Source organism: Georgenia sp. Z2081, assembly GCF_055326445.1.
Genome location: NZ_JBUZNK010000001.1, coordinates 177,062 through 195,546, shown reverse-complemented (window position 1 = coordinate 195,546; position 18,485 = coordinate 177,062). Strand labels below are relative to the sequence as shown.

Below are 18,485 nucleotides of genomic sequence, written 5' to 3'. Positions count from 1 at the left end.
GCGGTGTCCCGGAGTGCGGGCACGCATCGGAGCGCGGACCCGCACCGGGTTCGGGGCCGCGCCCCGGTGCGTGCCCGCACCGGGTTCGCCGGGCCGCTACCCGCCGGCCGGACCGGACAGCTCGGCGAGCGCAGCGTCCGAGGCGGCGAGCGCCGTGCGGTCGGCGGTGGACGAGAACGCCACGACCTCGCTCGCCCCCGTGCGCGCCACGAGGTCCGCCAGCCGGGCGGCGACCTCGTCCCGGGTCCCGGAGATCCCCAGGTCGAGGTGCTGCTGGACGGCGGCCTCCTGCTTGTCGGTCAACCGCGCGTGCGGCGCCGTCCGCAGGGGTGGGAACGCGCCAAGGGCGGTGGACTCGACCATCGCCCACGCCTCGTGCAGCGCGAGCGCCCGGGCGCGGTCGGCGGTCTCGGCGATCAGCACGTCGACGCTGACGAGGAGCCGCGGCTCGGGGTTCGCGGGCGAGGGGCGGAAGTCGCGACGGTAGCCGTCCAGGGCAGCGAGGTCGCCCCACAGGATCGGGCCCCCGACGACGACGGGCAGCCCGCGCTCGGCCGCCACCGCGAGGCCCGACCGGCCGGCGAGCACGTAGACGGGCGGCGGGGCGACTCCGCGGGGCATCGCGGTGACCGGGCCGTCGTCGGCGAAGAACGCGGCGAGGGCTTCGATGTCGGCGGAGAACTCGGCCGGCGGGTACCGCGTGACGCCGAGGGCCTCGCGCACCGGCGCGGTGAAGCCGAGCGAGCGGCCCACACCGAGGTCGATCCGGCCCGGGTGCAGGGCCTCGAGCATCCGGGCCTGCTCGGCGACGACGAGCGGCGCGTGGTTGGGCAGCATGACGCCCGCGGAGGCGACGCGGATGCGCTCGGTGCGGGCGGCGATCGCGGCCATGAGCAGGGGCGGCGCGCCGCTCGCGATGCCCGGCACCGCGTGGTGCTCGGCGACCCAGACGCGGCCCAGGCCGAGCCGTTCCGCGCGGACGGCGCGCTCGACCGTGCTGGCGAGGGCGGCGCCTGCCGGCTCGCCCTCCCGGGTGCGGGAGCGGTCGAGCAGCGAGATCGGGACCTGAAGCCGGGTGGGGGCATCGGCGGTCGGCGTGGCCATGGTGCTCCTGACAGTAGCCCGGGCCGGGGTCGCGACGGGCACCGGCGGCGGCGCGACCGGCCGCCGGACCGTCGGGCCGGCAGCGACGACGGCGACGGGTCCCGGAGCGGCCGCGACGAATCTCGGGACGCCGCTGCGTATCCACCGGTGGGGCCGGCGACCGCCGTCCCGCATCGACAGGAGAGCTCCCATGACACCGACCTTCGACATCCTGGTCACCGAGCGCACCCGGCTGGCCGACCTCCTCGCCGAGCTGACGGCGCAGCAGTGGCGGGCGAGCAGCCTGTGCGAGCACTGGACGGTCCGGGAGGTGGTGGCCCACATGACCGCGCACCTCACCCACGCCGACGAGGAGTACGGCTCGGCCGAGATCAGCTCGATCGAGGACATGAACGCCATGCTCGACCGCTGGGCCCGCGAGGACGCGGCCGCCCGCACCGACGCCGAGCTGCTCGACCTCTACCGGTCCGGCATCGAGAGTCGGTGGTCCCCCGACGGCGACGGCTTCGAGGGCGCTCTCGCACACGACGTCATCCACGGCCTCGACATCACCGTGCCGCTCGGGCTGCCGGGCCCACCGGCCGGGACCGTCGCCCGCGCGATCTCCGGCGGCGGGCCGGAGAACTGGGGGTTCTTCGGCGTCGGGCTCAAGAACTACCGGCTCGTCGCGACGGACGCAAACGTGAGCGTCGGCGGGGGCGACCGCATCGTCGAGGCGCCGGCCACCGAGCTCCTGGCCATGCTCACGGCCAGGCGGCCACTGCCCGGAGCGGTCGCGCCGTAGCGTCATGGGCGTGGTGACGAGCGAGGCGCACCCCGCACCCGCGGTGAGCGCGGAGGAGCTGGACGGACTGCGCCAGGGGCTGACGGGGCTCTGCTACCGGATGCTGGGCGACGCGCACGAGGCGGAGGACGCGGTCCAGGAGACCCTCGTCCGGCTGTGGCGGTCCGCCGGCAGCTTCGACCCGGCCCGGGGCTCGCTGCGCAGCTGGGCCTATGCCGCGGCGTCGCGCGTGTGCATCGACCTGCACCGCCGCGTCCAGCGGCGCGCGCTGCCGATGGACCTCACCGGGCCGAGCTCGCCGGAGACGCCGCTCGCCGAGCCGGAGCCCGAGCGCTGGGTGACCCCGATCGCCGACTCGCGCAGCGTGGACCCCGCCGAGCGCGCCGTGGGCCGGGAAAGCCTCCGGGTGGCGTTCGTGCTCGCCCTGCAGCGACTCTCCGCCCAGCAGCGTGCCGTCCTCCTGCTGCGGGACGTGTACCGGATGAGCGCGGCGGAGACCGGGGAGGCGCTCGGGCTCTCGGCGAGCGCCACGCACTCCACGCTCCGGCGGGCACGGCAGGCGCTCCGGGCCGACGCCGGGGCGGGCGCCGACGCCGGGGCGGGCGCCGACGCCGGCCCGGGCGCCGGGGCCGAGGCGGGCGCCGACGCCGGCCCGGGCGCCGGGGCCGAGGCGGGCGCCGACGCCGGCCCGGGCGCCGGGGCGGGCGCCGCACCGGGAACTGGGGCGGGCGCCGGGGCGGGCGCCGCACCGGGAACTGGGGCGGGCGCCGCACCGGGAGCCGCAGCACGTCTCCCGTCGGGAGTCGGAGCGGACGCCGCTCCCGTCGACGAGGCGCTGCTCGCCCGCTACCAGGCGGCGTTCGAGGCGCACGACGTCGACCTCATGCGCGCGGTCCTCCACGAGGACGTGCGTACGTCGATGCCCCCGTTCTCCTGGTGGCTCGACGGGCGCGCGCACGTGCTCGAGGCGTTCGCGACGCCGGGAGGATGTCAGGGGCACCGGCTCGTGCCGTTCGCGGCGAACGGCACGACGATGTTCGGCCAGTACCGGCCCGTGGGCGCCGGCTGGGTGCCGTTCGCCGTCCTCGGTCTGGAGACGGACGCGGGCCGGGTCCGGCGCGCCACCACCTGGCTGGACGCCGCGGACCGGTTCGCCGAGCTGGGCCTGCCGGAGCGGCTCGGGCCTCGGTCCTGAGGTCGGCCGGCGTCGGTGGGCTGCCGACGTGACGTCGACGGCAGCGACAGACACCTGCGGGTGCTCCTGCGTCGGCCGGCCGACGCCGAGGGCACGGTCAGCGCGCCGAGGACGCGGTCAGCGCGCCGAGGACGCGGTCAGCGCGCCGAGGGCACGGTCAGCGCGCCGAGGGCACGGTCAGCGCGCCGAGGGCACGGTCAGCGCGCCGAGGGCACGGTCAGCGCGCCGAGGGCACGGTCAGCGCGCCGAGGGCACGGTCAGCGCGCCGAGGACGCGGTCAGCGTACCGAACGGACGCCCAGCGGCCTCCCACTCGGCGAGAACCCGCGCCCTCGGCGACATACCGCGCCCTCGGCGCCGTTTCGATCCCGCGCACACGCATGGGCAGTGGATCAGGCGGAGCCGTCGATCACCACGGACGGGAACCGGACCGGATCCGTGCCGCGAGTCCCGCGATGTCCTCCTGCGCACCCTCGGCGACCGTCATCACCTGGTGGTACGCCTCATCGTTGGTGAGGGTGAGTCGCCGCCCGTTGACCCCGAGGAAGGCGATCGTCGCACCCAGCGCGAGGCGCTCGTTGCCATCGACCAGCGCATGGTTGCAGGCCAGTGAGTGCAGGAGCGCGGCAACCTTGTCCTCGAGCTCCTGATAGGCGTCGGCTCCGAAGGCCGTCGCCTGCGGCCCGGCTGACGCGGAAGCCAGGAGCCCGTGGTCGCGGACCACCGGCACCGCGCCGATCGCCCTCTCGGCGACGTGCAGGAGATCAGCCGGACTCAGATAGATCACCGACCGAGCCGATCCAGCGCCTCCCGGTACCTCGGCAGCTCGTGGTCCAGCACCCGGTCCAGCAGCTCCGCCCGACTGTGGTTGTCCACGTACTCACGGACGGCCTGCCGTGCAACGTCCTGCATCGAACGCGACTCGAGCTCGGCACGACGGCGCAGTGCGTCGGTCTCTGCATCGGTGAGGCGCAAGGCCATGGCCATGGCTCCGAAGGTATCAACCGCGATACCACGCCAGGGCGAACCATCGACCGCCACGGGCTCCTGCGCTGTCATCACCCCATGGCGACCGAGCCGAACACGCGAACACTGCTTCCTCCGGCAGCCGCCACCGTCCGACGCACGTCGTCCCGGACCGCACGCAGTCTGCGACCGAGAGGGCTGCCGGAGTGGAACCGCAGCAGCCTCGACACCTCCGGCTGGCTCCGGCCGATCTCGCGCGCGACAGTGCGCTGCGACATGCCCCGGGCGGCCGCCCGGCGGACACCTGCCACGAGTACCCGCCGCGCTCGAGCGACAGCCTCGTCGCTGGACCTCGCCAGCGCGGCCAGATCGTCCATGGCGCGACGACGGCATCTGCTGTCACGGGGGCGCGGCTGCGATCACCGATCACCGATCAACGTGCCGACGCCCCGCGCCGGCAACGACAGCGGCTCCGCCGATTTCCGGTCGACCCACCCATTCGCCGTGCACTGTGATCACCACATGACGATCACGCTGTCCACGCCGACCGTGGAAGAACTGCCCGGCGTCGTCGGGAGCCTGCGACCGTGGCAGCTCGACGGGGCGCCGACCCAGCTGCACCCCGGCGACGTCGCGTGGCACTGGCGCCTCGGCGCCGAGACCGCCGCGACCGCCCTGCGGACGTGGCACCGCGACGGTCGGCTGGTCGCCGTCGGCTTCCTCGACGGTCCCGGGCTCGTGCGGATGGGGATCGACCCCGCTCTCGCGTCGGACGGGGCCCTGGCACGGGCCGTCGCCGACGACGTCGCCGACCCCGCCCGAGGCCTCCTCGCCGACGGCGCGGCCGCCGTCGAGGTACCGGCCGGGACGGCCCTGTCGGACGCGCTGCTCGGCTCTGGCTGGCGCGCGGGCGAGACCTGGGCTGCGCTGCGCCGTGACCTCACGGAACCGGTCGAGGACCCCGGGGTCCGGGTCGAGGTGGTCGACGCGGCCACCGCGACGGAGCGCGTCGGGCTCCAGCACGCCGCGTTCGACTCCTCGCGGTTCACGATCGACCAGTGGCGCACGCTCGCCGCGTCCCCGCCCTACGCCGACGCCGCCTGCCTGCTGGTCCGCGACGACGCCGGCACCGCGGTCGCCGCGGCGAGCGTGTGGTCGGCGGGGCCCGGCCGGCCCGGGCTCATCGAGCCGCTCGGCGCGCACCGGGACCACCGCGGCCGTGGGTACGGGCGCGCGATCACGCTCGCCGCCGCGGCGCACCTCCGCGGGATGGGCGCCTCGAGCGTCCTGGTGAAGACGGAAGGGCACAACGCGGCCGGGATCGGCGCCTACCGCTCCGCCGGGCTCACGCTCGACCCGCCCGCGCCGGACCTCGTGCGGGGGTAGGGCGGCGGAGCGTGGCCGTGCCGGCCGGGCGGCCCCGCCGTCCCGTCAGAGGGTGGCGGCCTGCCGGTCCGCACCCTCGGCGAGGGTCGCGAGCAGCTCGGGCATGATCGCCTGGTTCCAGAAGTAGCCGCAGTAGTGCGCCACCCCGAAGTCCGGCAGGTACGTGCGCGCCGCGGCCATCCGCCGGTCCATCGCCTCGATGCCGTCGTTGCACTCGAGGCCGAGGTAGATCGTGGCCCCGCCGGCGTCGAGATCCGCGAGCGGGGCGAAGTAGGCATCGCCGGAGTCGACGAGCGCCGGCAGGTGGAAGAAGTCGATCACGCCGCCCGAGGCGCGCTGGATGGCGTTGGACAGCCGCACCGGGAGCCCGATGTCCGCCAGGTCCTGGACCGGGAAGCTGGGCGAGGTGCCGCAACAGACGTGGATGCCGATCCGGACGTCGTCGGGCAGCCCGGCCAGGTGGCCCCGGATGTAGTCCTGAGACGTGTAGGTCTCGAACAGGCTCTCGGCCGGCTCGTCCGGCACCCAGGCGAACAGCTGCGCCCATGTGCCGCCGATGTGGATCATCTCGGTGCAGTAGTCGACCTGGACGCACAGCTCCTCGGCCGGGACGACCTCGAGGATGCGGCGGTACTCCTCCTGCAGCGCCTCCTGCCAGGCGGCGACGACGACCGGCCACTCCTCGACGTCGGGGAAGGTGATCGACACGACGTCGTGCGCGCCCGGGACCGACACCTGGAACCGCGTGCCGTCCGGGATCCGTCCCTCGCCCTTGAGGCGCGTGAAGGTGCGGTAGGAGTCGATGGCGTCGCGCGCGTAGGGCAGGTGCCCGCGCAGGTCCACGGTCGCACCCGGGCGGATCCGGAGCGTCCGGAAGACCTGGTACGCGTGGTCGCCGGGCTGCCCGAGGTCGGCGTCGACCTCCTCGAAGCACGGGGCGGTGGCGAGCACCTCGTTGTTGACCGCACCGATCCAGCCGCGCCGCTGCGGGGTGGTCTCGCCGTCGGGCCAGCTCAGGGCGCGGTCCCCGATCGTGTCGGCCAGGAGGGTGAACACGCCCTCCGCCCCGTCCGCCGGGATCCCTCCCGAGAACATCACGTTCTGTGCCATCCGGTCTTGTCCCCTCGTCGTGTGTGGTCCGGTGCTCGCGGGGACGATGTCGACGCCCGTCCGCGCCGTGCGGACGCTACCGGCTACCGGGGCTGCGGTGCCGGGCATCCGCCGGTCGTCTCACGTCCGACACGCAGGAACGCCCGCGCGGTGCCCTCAGGCGGCGAAGGCGTCGATCAGACGCCGGACCTCGGCCCGGTTCCCGGAGACGTCCATCTTCTCGAGCGGGACGCCGTCGTAGAGGACGGCCACCCAGGTGGAGGAGTCGCCGGCCACCAGGGCGCGCGCGGTCGGGACGGGCTCACGCACGATCTCGAGCGTCTGCCCCCAGGAGAGCCGGTAGTCGTAGGGGCGGGCCGTGGAGCTCCGGGCGTCGTGCAGGCGCAGCCCGATCTCCACCCCCGGCGTCGGGGCGGCAGCCGGCGCCATCGTGAGCATCGACTGCACGGCCCCGTCCGGCGTGAGGCCGCCGGAGTCGTCCCGGACCGGGGACCTCATCGCCCACCGGCCCAGAGCGTCGAGGACGGGACGCAGCTCCCGGCCCCAGTCGGTCACCCGGTAGGCGGTGGCGCGTGCAGGCGCCGGGAGCTCGACGCGCTCTACGAGACCCACCTCCCGCATGGTCCGCAGCCGCGTGGTCAGCACCGCGGGGGTGACGCCGTGCAGGCCCTCGGCGAGCTCGACGAACCGCTTCGGTCCGAGCATGAGCTCCCGCAGGATCGGATACGTCCACCGGTCGCCGAGGAGCTCCGTGGCGTGGGCGGTGGCGCAGGCATCCCCGTGGTCCGCGTAGGAACGCTTGATCGGCATGGCACCATCGTCCCACGTCCGCTATGGACACGATAGTGTTCGCTCTGTTAAACATATCGCCATGGACCTCGCCGACAGCGCTGTCGACCGCACCGCCTGGGAACGCGCCCAGGCCGAGCACCTCGTGGCCGAGAAGGCCCACACCCGTGCCGGCGACGCTCTCGCCGCGGCCCGGCGCCGGCTCCCCGTCACCCGGGTCGGGCCGGTCCGGCTCGTCGGTGCCGAGGGCGAGGGGTCCCTCGCCCGGGCGTTCGAGGGACGCCGCCAGCTCGTCACCTACTCGTTCATGTGGCACCACGGGGAGCCCCTCCACCGGCAGTGCGAGGGCTGCACCTTCTCCATGAGCCAGGTCTCCGAGGCGACCCGCGCCTACCTGGCCGAGCGCGACGTCACCTTCGCGGTCCTCAGCGAGGGCGCGTGGCCAGAGCTCGCCGCGTACCGCGACTTCATGGGGTGGACGATGCCCTGGTACTCGGTCGAGCTCGCGCTGGACGACCCGGCCGTGGCAGGCGGCGGGCAGCTGCGGACGTTCGTCCGCGACGGGGCGGTCGTCTACCTCGCGTGGCAGACGATCGCGCGCGGCACCGAGCTGCTCGACATGGCCAACCTCGTGCTCGACCGGACGCTGCTCGGTCGCCAGGAGAAGTGGGAGGACTCGCCGGACGGCTGGCCCCAGACCCCCGCCGGCACGTGGTGGCGCCGCGACGGCCGGCCCGTCGCGCAGTGGCTGCGCACCGACGCGCCCGTGCCGGGTCCTGCCACGGACCGCGCCGCCCGCACCCAACCGCCCCGCCGCGAACCGCACGCACCGCACGACCTGACGAAGGAGCCATCGTGACCACCTCCGGCCCGACCGAGACCGGCCTCGGCGATACCCGCCCGACCACCGCGCACCCGTCCGACGCCGCACCCACCGACCACGGCACCGTCACCTCGGCGGACGGGACCGAGCTCGCCTGGAGCCGCACCGGCTCGGGGCCCGACCTCGTGATGGTCCACTGCGTGGCCACGTCCCGGACAGCCACCCCGCAGCCCGGCCTTCCCGCCGCGCTCGCCGAGCACTTCACGGTGTGGACGTACGACCGCCGCGGCACGGGCGAGAGCGGGACCACCGAGCCGTACACGTTCGAGCGTGAGCTGGAGGACCTCGCGGCGGTCGTCGGCCTCGCCGAGGGCCGGCCCGTCACCGCCTACGGATTCTCCTCCGGCGCCACCCTGCTCCTGCTGGCGGCCGAGGCCGGCGCCCCGGTCGCCCGCCTCGCCCTGCTCGAGCCGCCGCTCATGCCCGAGGACCCGGGGCTCGCCGCGCGGGAGCACGCGCGACGACTCATCGACGAGGACCTGGCCGCGGCCCGGCGCTGGTTCGACGTCGAGGTCGTCGGCGTCCCGGCCGAGATCCTCGACGAGATGCCGCCCCCGAGCGAGCAGGACCTGGAGAACACCCGGACGATCGTGCACGAGCTGACGTTCCTCCCGGGGACCCCGGCGGAGCGGTTCGCGTCGGTCACGACACCCACGCTGGTCATCGCCTCGGACGCCACGGACCCCGGCATGCTCGACGGCGTGCGGGAGCTCGACGAGAAGGTCCCCGCCGTGACGGCCGCGATCCTGCCCGGCGAGTGGCACGGCGTCGAGGACGCGCGACTCGCGACGGCGATCCACGAGTTCGTCTCCGGCGGCGCCTGAGGACGCGGCAGCGCCTGAGGACGCGGCAGCGCCTGAGGACGCGGCGGCGCCTGAGGACGCGGCAGCGCCTGAGGACGCGGCGGCGCCTGAGGACGCGCCGCACGGGCCCTCCCCAGGGGCGCCGATCACCGCTACATTCGCGGTGGATCCACGCCGACGTCGTCCCTGCACTGATCGGAGCGCCCGTGCGCCACGTCGCCCGCCCGTCCCTGCCGCTCCCCGCCAGGTCGGGGCCGGGCGTCCGGCGCCTGGTCGCCACGCTCGGCGCCGCGTTCCTGGGCGTCACCGCCCTCGGCCCGCCCGCCGGAGCCGCCCCGGTCCCGGACGGGGAGGACACCACCGACGGCTCCCCGCCCGTGGTCCTGCCGGACTCCGCGAGCGCCGACGCGGGCCCCGCGCCCGACCAGGGCGGCACGATCGGGTCGGTCGGCGGCTCGCAGACGTTCCACCTGTCCGACTCCCCCACGGGCGCCACCTCCCGGCAGGTGATCTTCGGCCGCGCCGGCGACGAGGTGTACATCGCGGACACCGACGGCAACGGGACCGACGAGATGATCGTGCGCCGCGGCGCCGAGTTCCACGTCTCCGGGTCCGGCGGGTCCGCCGTGACCGCGCACCGGTTCGTCTACGGTCGCGCCGGCGACGAGGTCTTCTTCGGGGACTGGGACGGCGACGGGGTCGACACCCCCGCCGTGCGTCGCGGCAACACGTTCCTCGTGCGCAACTCGAACTCGGCCGGGTTCGCGACGTCGTCGTTCGACTACGGCAGGGTGGGCGACGAGGTCCACGTGGGCGACTACGACGCCGACGGCCTCGACACGATCGCCATCCGCCGCGGGATCCAGATCCACGTCCGCAACACGCTGACCAGCGGCCCCGCGAGCGTCCAGTGGCCGTACGGACGGGCCACCGACAGCGTCCTCGTGGGCGACACCGACGGCGACGGCACCGACACCTTCCACGTGCGACGGGGCAGCACCGTGCACGTGAGCGACAGCCACGGCCAGGTCCACGCCGACCGGTCGTTCACCTACGCGGCCGCCTACGACATGACGTTCCTCGGTGACTGGGACGGGAACGGCACCGACACCGTCGGGGCGCGCTCGGCCGACCGGTCCACCTGGGGACGCTGCGCCCCGCTCTCCCTGGGTCAGTCCCGCTACGACACGGGACTGACCGGGCGCGTGTCGATGGCCGTCGCGGAGACCTGGTCGACCTCGTGGGCGACCTTCACCGTGTGCGAGCGGGTCCCCGGGTCGGAGGCCTACCGCGAGCGCTGGTCGACGTCCGCACGCATCGGCGCGAACGGCACCGCCCGCCCCGGTCAGCCGGCCGCCTGGCACACCTACCGCACGCCGACCGGCGCGTACTCGGTGACGGAGTCCTTCGGTCTCTACGACCCGGGCACGGCGCTCGACCACAGGATCCTCACGCCGTACTCGCGGTGGGGCGGGACGCCGGGCGTCAACTACAACCGGTACTACGACGCAGCGACGCCGAGCCTCGCGAACACCATGCCGGACGAGAACATGTGGCGGCTCGCCCACACCCGGGGCGGCGACTACCGCCAGGGCGCCGTCGTCAACTACAACCGCCCGCCGGACAGCGCCGTCCGGGAAGGCATGGGCTACGCGATCTTCCTGCACGCCAACCCGGTGGCCACGGCCGGCTGCATCGCGATCCCCGAGCACCTGGTCTCGCGGCACCTGCGCGAGACCGAGCCCGGGGACACGATGCTGCTGGGCGTGCGCGGCCACCTGTTCGGCTAGCCCGCGGGGCCGCCGGACCTCGTCGAGGCGCGCGCGACGAGCACGGGGGCGGGCACCTGCGCGGGGGGCCCCGGCGCCGTCTCGCCGAGCTCGAGCAGCAGCAGGTCCACCGCCGCACGGGAGACCTCCGCGAGGTGCAGGTCGACCGCCGTGAGCTGGGGCCGTGCCGCCCGCGCACGGACACCGTCGTAACGGGTCGCCACCAGGAGGTCCTTCCCCACCCGGCGCCCGGCCTCGGATGCGGCACGGGCGGCCCCGGAGGCGAACGCGTCGATCGGGACGCACAGCGCGTCCAGCTCGGGGTGCGCCTCGAGGAGGCCCCGGGTCGCCGCGTATCCCGCGTCCTCCCCGAGGCGCTCGTCGGCCGTCACGACCACCGGGGTCACTCCGTCTGCCTCGGCGAGCTCTCGGTGCACCGCCCGGAAGGTCTCCTGCGACTGTCGTCCGCTGGAGCCGAGGACGAGGCCGATGCGCCGTGCCCCCTGTGCCCGCAGGTGGGTGAGCAGCAGCTCGGCGACGTCACGGTGGCGCAGGTCGACCGAGGGGCGCGCGTGCGCGCCGCCGAGGTCCTCCCCGATCGTCACGAACGGGACCCCTCGCTGCGTGAGCTCGGCCGCGAGCGGGTCCTGACCCGGCGGCTCGAGGAGGATCGCCCCGTCGATGTCCAGCACGGCCAGGGCGGCGGGATCCTCCGACGGCGGGACGAGGACGAGGCTGTAGCCCCGCGTCAGCGCGTTCTCGGCGCACCCGACCGCGAGCTCGGTGAAGAATCCGAGACGCGAGGGCCCGCCGGAGACCGCGGCCGGCATCGCCGAGAGGAGGGCGACGGTGCGGGAACGCCCGGTCCGCAGACGCTGGGCCCGGACGCTGGGTCGGTAGCCGAGGCGGGCCGCGACCTCCTTCACGTGGTCGCGGGTGCCGACATGCACCTGGCCCCGGTCGTTGAGGGCGTGCGACACCGTGGTGCGGGAGACCCCCGCCTCGCGTGCGACGTCGGCGATCGTCGGGCGCTTGGCGGCGGGAGGAGGAGTCACGGTCCTGGCAGCGTACTCGTCCGTCACCGTGCTGGTGACGCGGCTAGAGGAGGACGACGATCCCCGAGATGATGGCGAATCCCAGCACCAGCATCCGCAGGAGGGGGCCGTCGAGGCGGTGGTGCACCCACCGGCTGACGAACGCACCGACGACGACGAACGGCACGAGCACGGCGCTCAGGCCCAGGGTGCGAAGCTCGATCTGCCCGCTCACGCCGAGGACCACCAGCGAGATCACCTCGCCCACGAGGAAGCAGACCGCCACGGTCGCCCGGAGGGTCGGGCCGCTCTTGTGCTGGTAGGCCAGCGCGAGCGGCGGGCCACCCACGCCGGTGGAGGTCTCGGTGACGCCGGTGATGAGCCCGACGACCACGAGGCCCGTCCGGTTGGGGTCGAACGCGGGCGCGAGCAGCGCCGCGACGGCCGCGATGATCGTCGACCAGCCGATGAGCAGCGCGAGCTGGTCGAGGTTCACCAGGATCAGGATCCAGAGCCCGGCGAAGGTGCCGGCGAACCGGCCCACGCTGATCCAGCGGACCCCCCGCCAGTCCAGGTGCTCCCGCTCGCGCCACGCGACGTACCCGTTGAGGGGCAGCATGAGCACGAGCAGGAGCACCGGCAGCAGCCGGGGGTCGATCAGGGTGACCACGGGCGCGGCGATGAGCGCGAAGCCCATCCCCGTCGAGCCCTGGACGAACGCCGCGACCAGGACGGTCACAGCGACCAGCGCGAAGGCCGCCTCGGTCATGCGTGCACGCCGCGGAGGCGTTCCCGGTGCTCGGCGGAGAACGGGTGGACCATGTGGATGGGGGCGTCCTCGACGGCCCGGTGCGCGATCTCGCGCGCCCGGTCCAGCAGCGCGTCGCCGTCGAGGTCCACCGGACGGCCCGCCGACAGGCGGAGCCGGCCACCGACCACCACGGACTCGATCTGGTCCTTGCCGGCGAGCCGGACGAGCTCCCACGGCAGGTCCCAGGAGGGCACGAGCTCGGGGACGTCGACGTCGAGGACCAGGAGGTCCGCGTGGGCCCCCGGGCCGATCGTGCCGACCTCGCCACCGAGTCCGACGGCGTCCGCCCCACCGGTCAGGCCCTGCTCCAGCCACGGCCAGCCGCCGCCGACCGAGGAGTCGCCGGACGCCAGGCCGTAGGTGAGGCGCTGGGCGGTCTCGGCCGCGTCCAGCAGCCGGAACGCGTCCCCGCGGGTGCCGTCGGTGCCCAGGCCGAGCCGCACGCCGAGCTCGTGCATGAGCAGCGCCTGCGCCACCGCGTTGCCCTTCCACGAGCTGGCCACCGGGTTGTAGGAGACCGCACCGCCGCTGTCGCGCAGCAGGGTGATCTCCCGTGGTGTGAGCAGGGTGGCATGCGCGGCCAGGAGCTCGGGCCCGAGCGCGTCGAGCTGGGCGAGCCGCTCCAGCGGGCGCAACCCCGTGGCCTCCAACGACCGCTCGACGGCAGCGAGGTGCTCGTTGAGATGGGTCTGGAAGGTCACGCCCGCGCGGCGGGCGAGCGAGGTGACGGCCCCGAGCATCTCGTCCGAGGCGACCTCCGGCAGCGACACCGCCAGCGACGGGTGCACGAGCGCGTCCCCCGACCATCGGTCGAGGTGCCGCTCGGCGGACGCCAGGACGTCGTCGACCTCGGCGACGCGTTCTCCGGCGACCATGTCGTTGCAGATGACGCCGAGGACGCACCGCACCCCGAGCGCGGTCGTGGCGGCGGCGAGGGTGTCCACCCCGCCGTCGACGGTGGCCCGCGTGCCGGCGTCGGCGACGGTGGTGAACCCGCCGCGCAGCGACTCCCACGCGGCGAGCCGGGTGGCGACGTCGATGGCCTCCTCGTCCAGGTGCGCCTCCATCGGGACCCAGACGCGGCGGAAGATCTCCGACGGCTCGCCGAACACGAGTGACTTGCCGAACGACTGGGTGAGGTGGTGGTGCGCGTCGACGAAGCCGGGCATGAGCAGCCGCCGGGGCAGCTCGATCGTCGCCGCCTCCGGGTGGCGGAGCCGCATCTCGTCGGCCGGTCCGACGTCGGACACCCGACCGTCGTCGACGAGCACCGCGCGGTCGGTGCGCACCCCCTCGGGCAGCAGCGTCAGCTCGGGGATCAGCAGCGTGGGGCGCTCGTGCAGAGCGGCGAGGTCGCTCATCGTTCTCCTTCACGGTTCTCGGCGCTCGGGCGCCGGCGCTCGAGGGTTTCGTCGTCGTGCGACCGGGCGTCGGCGGTGGCCCCGACCGACCGGTCGGCGTCAGCCTCTGCCCCGGTCGTCCCGCCGTCGTCCTCCGAGTCGTCGGCGGGCGCAGCGGCGTCCGTGGAACGGCGTCCGATGTGGTTGAACAGGATGTTCACGAGCACCGCGACCAGGGCGCCCATGGCGACCCCGCTCGAGAGGATGCTCCCGAGGGTGGACTGGAGGCCGTCGTAGGCGCCGGGCACCACGATCGGGAGCAGGCCGAAGCTCAGGCCCGCGGCGACGACGAGCATGTTCCGCTGGTCGCCCAGGTCGGAGCGGCCCAGCATCTGCAGGCCGATGACGGTGAGGATCGCGAACACGACGACGCCGGTCCCGCCGACCACGGGGGCCGGGATCGCGTAGATGATCCGGGCGACCGGGGTGATCAGTCCGATGACGATGAGGATGACACCCGCCGCCGCCGTGACGAAGCGGCTCTTGACGTTGCTCACCCGCACGATGCCGATGTTCTCGCCGCTCGTCACCATGAGCGAGGTGCCGAACATGCCGGCGAAGAGCGAGACGAGCGCGTCGGCGCGGATGGTGCGCGGCGCCGCCCTGGTGATGTCGATCTTCTTGCCGACGATCTCCGCGTTGATCGCGGTCTGGCCGGTGGCCTCCGCCATCGAGGCGAGGCAGAAGATCAGCAGCGGGATCGAGGCGAGGATGTCGAACTGCGGCGTGCCGAACGGGAACAGCTCGGGCACCGTGGCGACCGGTCCCGACAGGTCGGGGACGTCCACCCGTCCGAGCAGCGCCGCGATGCCGGTCGCCGCGACCAGGCCGATCATCACTGCAAGCTGGCGCACCATGCCGCGCAGCACCCGGAAGAGCAGGACGATGAGGACCATCGTCATGATGCCGAGCGCGACGCCGACCGGATCGCCGAAGGTCTCCTCCTCGGGACGTCCCGTCACGAGCAGCACGTTGATGCGGATGAGGTTGACGCCGACGACGACGATCATCGTGCCGATCACCAGGGACGGGAAGAACTTGATGATGCGGCTGAACACCGGTAGCACGATGAAGTAGAAGACCGCGGTGAGCAGCACCGCTCCGGACGCCGTCGCCGGGCCGTGCTCGGAGGCGATGGCGATGAACATGACCACCGGCGCGCCGCCGGGAAGCATCATGAACGGCAGCCGCACGCCGATGCCCCAGCGCCCCATCGACTGGATGATCGACCCGATCCCCGAGAAGACGAACGTGATGCTGAGCAGCTGGACGATGAGGTCCGGCTCGAGCTGGAGACTCGCTCCCACGAGGAAGACGGACGAGATGGGCGCGGCCGACATCACGAGCACGTGCTGCAGGCCGAACGGGACGATCTTGCGGACGGGCGGGATCTCGTCGACGGGGTGCGGTCGACGTTCGTCGGTCGATGTGGTCATGCGGTTCTCCTTCGGACCGGACCTGATGGACATTCCCAAATCGATTCGGGCCTGAATCGATTTGGGAAGAGTATTGGCTCGCCGCGGCGGCGTCAACAGGCCAGGTGGCAGGGGGCCTCGCGAGTGTCGGCCGGCCGACGGGGTGCCGCCCCGACCCACCGAGGTCGTGCCCTGGCTGGCGAGGTCGTGCGTGCGAGGCACGACCTCGCCGGGCGCGGCACGACGTCGCCACGCAGGGACGCGCTGGGGGGTGGTCGATCATCGATCGAGGCTGCCGACCCGTGCTTGACTCGTGGGCGTGACCGATGCGCCGTCAGGCCGAGCAGCGCGGCGCCACCACTCCGGGGCGCGGACCCGACGGAACGGCCGAGGCGCAATCGGGCGCCGGCGCTGGGCCACCTGGGCCGTGGTGGTGCTCCTCGCGGTGGCTCTCGTCGTCGTCGGGCCTCGGGTCGTCGAGCTCGTGCGCGAGGAGGGGCTGCCCGTCCCGGGGAACGAGCCCGAGTGCGAGGTGGCCGGCCCGGACGGTCCGGTCGGGCTCACGCGCGACCAGGCGCGACGGGCGACGACGGCGGTCGCCGCCGACACCCGGGACGACTCGGCGGTCACGGCGCCCGACACCTCCGACATCGACGACGCCGTGCTGCGCGTGCTGGCGGACGGCCCGCCGGAGGACGCCGGACCGAGCCTGTCCTGCCGCGGTTCCGCCGCGGACGACCTGGCTGAGGAGCAGATCACCGGCTCCGGCCTCACCCCGCGGGCGCAGGCGGTGCTCGAGCAGATGACGGTGGTGTTCGGCGATCAGGTCCTCGGCGGGTTCGCACCCGGCGGCGTGCAGCGCGCGGGCGAGTCGACGCACAACGACGGGCGGGCGGTCGACATCTTCTTCCAGCCCGTCACCGAGGAGAACCGACGTCGTGGCTGGCTGCTGGCGCACTGGCTCGTCGCCCACGAGGACACCCTCGACATCCAGTACGTGATCTTCGACGACCGGATCTGGAGCGCGCACAGCCGGAGCGGTCGGTGGCAGCCCTACGACGCGCCCGAGCCGGGCGGCGAGATCCTGCGGCACCTCGACCACGTGCACGTCGACGTCCTGCGCGGCGGGAACCCCTGACCTGGTCCGCCTCGGTCGAGCCCGCAGCGGCGGCCGTCACCGTCCGGCCGGCAGGAGCTGCTTGTTCGGGACGTCGGGCATCGTCGAGATCCGCCAGATGCCGATCGCGAGCGCGACGACGACGAGCACGCACACGATCGTGCCCACGTTGAGGCCGACCCCGAAGATCCACATGTAGGCGATCGATCCGGCGGCCAGACAGTAATAGGTCATCGGGATGATCGTCTTGCGGATCAGGTCACCCTCCCTGCCGAGCAGACCCACGGTGGCCGCCGCCGCGACGACGTTGTGCACGGCGACCATGTTGCCCGAGGCCCCGCCCACGGCCTGGGCGGCGACGACCGTCTCCGGACCGCTCGCGCCGATGTTCTCGCCCGTCGAGAACTGGAACAGGGAGAACATCATGTTCGACACGGTGTTCGAGCCGGCGGCGAAGGCACCGAGAGCGCCGATGAACGGAGCCAGGACCGGCCAGCCCTCGCCGGTCGCGTTGGCCGCCACCTCGGCGAGGGTGATCGGCATGGACTCCAGCCCCGCCTCGTTGAACTCGCTGCCGGAGTTGATGAAGATCCGCACGAGCGGGAGCGCGCAGAGCAGTGCGACCGCGGCGCCGGCGATCTGCCCGCCCGCCACCTTCCACGACGCCGCGATCTGGTGGACGTTCATCCTGTGCAGGACGTAGGTGATGAGAACCGCGAGCAGGAACACGGCCCCGGGCGAGTACAGCAGGTCCATGTTCTGGGAGATCCCGGTGCCGAAGATGTCGTTGACCTGGATGACCGCCGGCCCGGTGAGGAAGTCGGTGATCGCCGACACGTTGCGGGTGACGAGCAGGACCGCGGCCACGACGACGTACGGCATCCAGGCCATGGCGATCGGCATCTTGTTCTTCAGCACGGTGGCCCCGGCCTCGGGGTCGACCGAGCCGACCCACCGGTCGCTCCACCGCTCGCGCGGCGGGAAGTCCCACGTGTCCGTGGGCATGAGGAAGCCCTTCGACGACGTGAACATCACGACGACGAGCCCGACGAAGCCACCGATCATGGCCGGGAACTCGGGGCCCAGCAGGAAGGCGACGGCGAGGTACGGCAGGATCATGGCGAGCGCGGCATAGAGGGCGAACGGCGCGACCGCCAGCCCCGCCCGGAAGCTGCGCTTCTCCCCGAAGAACCCGGTCAGCAGGCAGACCATGAACAGCGGGACCAGGACACCGACGACCGCGTGGATCGTGGCCACCTGGGTCGCCGTGTGGGCGACGAACTCCGAGCGGCTGAGTCCGAGCTCGTCCGCGCGCTCCCCGACCGCCGGGACGAAGCTCCCGTCCGTGCCCGACAGTCCGTTGCCGACCCCCACGAGCATCGGGGTACCCACCGCGCCGAAGCTGACCGGCGTGGACTGGATGATCAGGCCCGCCATGACCGCCGCCATCGCCGGGAATCCCAGCGCGAGCAGCAGCGGCGCGACCACCGCCGCCGGCGTGCCGAAGCCGGCGGCACCCTCGATGAAGGACCCGAACAGCCAGGCGATGATGACGACCTGGACGCGCCGGTCGGCGCTGATGGTGGTGAAGCCCGCGCGTATCGACTGCAGCGCGCCGCTCTTGGTGATCGTCTCGAGCAGCAGCAGCGCGCCGAACACGATCCACAGCAGGCCGATGGCGACGAGCAGGCCCTGGACGACGGACGCGCCGATCGTGGTCCACGACATCTCCCACACCGCGAGGGCGATGACGACGATGACGGCGAGCCCGACCGGCATGGCGTACTTCGCCGGCCATCTCAGGCCGACGAGCAGGACTCCGATGACGAGGATGGGAAGGATGGCGAACAGGGCGAGTACGACGAGGTTGTCCATCTGGACCTCCGGGCTCGGCGGCGTTGCCGATTCGTGGGATGTCGA

The 18,485-nt window shown here is 73.6% G+C and carries 17 protein-coding genes; 7 read left to right on the top strand and 10 right to left on the bottom strand.

The window, feature by feature from the left end; genetic code table 11:
* Nucleotides 1-96 precede the first annotated feature (96 nt).
* A complete protein-coding gene (locus tag ACZLKG_RS00930; protein WP_425707305.1) occupies nucleotides 97-1,104 on the bottom strand; it encodes an MsnO8 family LLM class oxidoreductase in 1,008 nt (335 codons plus the stop codon).
* Between the two features lie 190 nt (nucleotides 1,105-1,294).
* Here ACZLKG_RS00930 and ACZLKG_RS00925 point away from each other — a divergent pair, with 190 nt between their 5' ends.
* Both ACZLKG_RS00925 and ACZLKG_RS00920 read left to right on the top strand, forming a co-directional pair.
* On the top strand, nucleotides 1,295-1,888 hold the full coding sequence (locus tag ACZLKG_RS00925) for a maleylpyruvate isomerase family mycothiol-dependent enzyme (RefSeq protein ID WP_425707304.1): 594 nt from the start codon (nucleotides 1,295-1,297) through the stop codon (nucleotides 1,886-1,888).
* A 10-nt stretch (nucleotides 1,889-1,898) separates the two neighbouring features.
* The gene (locus ACZLKG_RS00920; RefSeq protein WP_463647596.1) at nucleotides 1,899-3,083 is read left to right on the top strand and encodes a sigma-70 family RNA polymerase sigma factor; all 1,185 of its coding nucleotides are present in this window, start codon (nucleotides 1,899-1,901) and stop codon (nucleotides 3,081-3,083) included.
* 408 nt (nucleotides 3,084-3,491) lie between these two features.
* Here the strand turns inward: ACZLKG_RS00920 and ACZLKG_RS00915 are convergent, their stop codons facing one another.
* Nucleotides 3,492-3,869: a type II toxin-antitoxin system death-on-curing family toxin gene (locus ACZLKG_RS00915; protein WP_463647595.1), complete on the bottom strand. Its 378-nt coding sequence runs from the start codon at nucleotides 3,867-3,869 to the stop codon at nucleotides 3,492-3,494.
* A complete protein-coding gene (locus tag ACZLKG_RS00910) occupies nucleotides 3,866-4,069 on the bottom strand; it encodes a ribbon-helix-helix protein, CopG family (protein WP_463647594.1) in 204 nt (67 codons plus the stop codon). Before ACZLKG_RS00910 ends, ACZLKG_RS00915 begins: the two co-directional genes overlap by 4 nt.
* A gap of 501 nt (nucleotides 4,070-4,570) precedes the next feature.
* Here ACZLKG_RS00910 and ACZLKG_RS00905 point away from each other — a divergent pair.
* Nucleotides 4,571-5,434, top strand: coding sequence for a GNAT family N-acetyltransferase (locus tag ACZLKG_RS00905; protein WP_425707300.1), 864 nt, complete (start codon nucleotides 4,571-4,573; stop codon nucleotides 5,432-5,434).
* Nucleotides 5,435-5,479: 45 nt separating this feature from the next.
* Here the strand turns inward: ACZLKG_RS00905 and ACZLKG_RS00900 are convergent, their stop codons facing one another.
* Both ACZLKG_RS00900 and ACZLKG_RS00895 read right to left on the bottom strand, forming a co-directional pair.
* Nucleotides 5,480-6,544 carry a hypothetical protein gene (locus tag ACZLKG_RS00900; RefSeq protein WP_425707299.1) on the bottom strand — a complete coding sequence of 355 codons (1,065 nt, stop codon included), beginning with the start codon at nucleotides 6,542-6,544 and terminating at the stop codon, nucleotides 5,480-5,482.
* A gap of 156 nt (nucleotides 6,545-6,700) precedes the next feature.
* Nucleotides 6,701-7,354, bottom strand: a complete 654-nt coding sequence (locus ACZLKG_RS00895) for a winged helix-turn-helix transcriptional regulator (RefSeq protein ID WP_425707298.1) — start codon at nucleotides 7,352-7,354, stop codon at nucleotides 6,701-6,703.
* Nucleotides 7,355-7,415: 61 nt separating this feature from the next.
* On the opposite strand from ACZLKG_RS00895, the gene ACZLKG_RS00890 reads away from it, so the two are divergent.
* The 3 genes from ACZLKG_RS00890 to ACZLKG_RS00880 all read left to right on the top strand — a co-directional run bounded on the left by ACZLKG_RS00890 (nucleotide 7,416) and on the right by ACZLKG_RS00880 (nucleotide 10,809).
* The gene (locus ACZLKG_RS00890) at nucleotides 7,416-8,192 is read left to right on the top strand and encodes a DUF899 family protein (protein ID WP_425707297.1); all 777 of its coding nucleotides are present in this window, start codon (nucleotides 7,416-7,418) and stop codon (nucleotides 8,190-8,192) included.
* Nucleotides 8,189-9,040 carry an alpha/beta fold hydrolase gene (locus tag ACZLKG_RS00885; RefSeq protein WP_425707296.1) on the top strand — a complete coding sequence of 284 codons (852 nt, stop codon included), beginning with the start codon at nucleotides 8,189-8,191 and terminating at the stop codon, nucleotides 9,038-9,040. The genes ACZLKG_RS00890 and ACZLKG_RS00885 overlap by 4 nt, the downstream gene beginning before the upstream one ends.
* A gap of 185 nt (nucleotides 9,041-9,225) precedes the next feature.
* Nucleotides 9,226-10,809: a hypothetical protein gene (locus ACZLKG_RS00880; protein WP_463647593.1), complete on the top strand. Its 1,584-nt coding sequence runs from the start codon at nucleotides 9,226-9,228 to the stop codon at nucleotides 10,807-10,809.
* Here the strand turns inward: ACZLKG_RS00880 and ACZLKG_RS00875 are convergent.
* The 4 genes from ACZLKG_RS00875 to ACZLKG_RS00860 are packed head-to-tail and all read right to left on the bottom strand — an operon-like array spanning nucleotide 10,806 to nucleotide 15,469.
* On the bottom strand, nucleotides 10,806-11,843 hold the full coding sequence (locus ACZLKG_RS00875; RefSeq protein WP_463647592.1) for a LacI family DNA-binding transcriptional regulator: 1,038 nt from the start codon (nucleotides 11,841-11,843) through the stop codon (nucleotides 10,806-10,808). The genes ACZLKG_RS00880 and ACZLKG_RS00875 overlap by 4 nt on opposite strands.
* Nucleotides 11,844-11,886: 43 nt before the next feature.
* Complete coding sequence (locus tag ACZLKG_RS00870; protein ID WP_425707293.1) at nucleotides 11,887-12,591, bottom strand: sulfite exporter TauE/SafE family protein; 705 nt, start codon at nucleotides 12,589-12,591, stop codon at nucleotides 11,887-11,889.
* On the bottom strand, nucleotides 12,588-13,994 hold the full coding sequence (locus ACZLKG_RS00865) for an amidohydrolase family protein (protein ID WP_463647591.1): 1,407 nt from the start codon (nucleotides 13,992-13,994) through the stop codon (nucleotides 12,588-12,590). The genes ACZLKG_RS00870 and ACZLKG_RS00865 overlap by 4 nt, the downstream gene beginning before the upstream one ends.
* Nucleotides 13,991-15,469, bottom strand: a complete 1,479-nt coding sequence (locus ACZLKG_RS00860; protein ID WP_463647590.1) for a uracil-xanthine permease family protein — start codon at nucleotides 15,467-15,469, stop codon at nucleotides 13,991-13,993. The genes ACZLKG_RS00865 and ACZLKG_RS00860 overlap by 4 nt, the downstream gene beginning before the upstream one ends.
* Nucleotides 15,470-15,893: 424 nt before the next feature.
* Between ACZLKG_RS00860 and ACZLKG_RS00855 the strand changes: the two genes are divergently transcribed.
* Complete coding sequence (locus tag ACZLKG_RS00855) at nucleotides 15,894-16,586, top strand: hypothetical protein (protein ID WP_463647589.1); 693 nt, start codon at nucleotides 15,894-15,896, stop codon at nucleotides 16,584-16,586.
* 36 nt (nucleotides 16,587-16,622) lie between these two features.
* Here the strand turns inward: ACZLKG_RS00855 and ACZLKG_RS00850 are convergent, their stop codons facing one another.
* The gene (locus tag ACZLKG_RS00850; protein WP_463647588.1) at nucleotides 16,623-18,440 is read right to left on the bottom strand and encodes an L-lactate permease; all 1,818 of its coding nucleotides are present in this window, start codon (nucleotides 18,438-18,440) and stop codon (nucleotides 16,623-16,625) included.
* Between the last annotated feature and the right edge of the window lie 45 nt (nucleotides 18,441-18,485).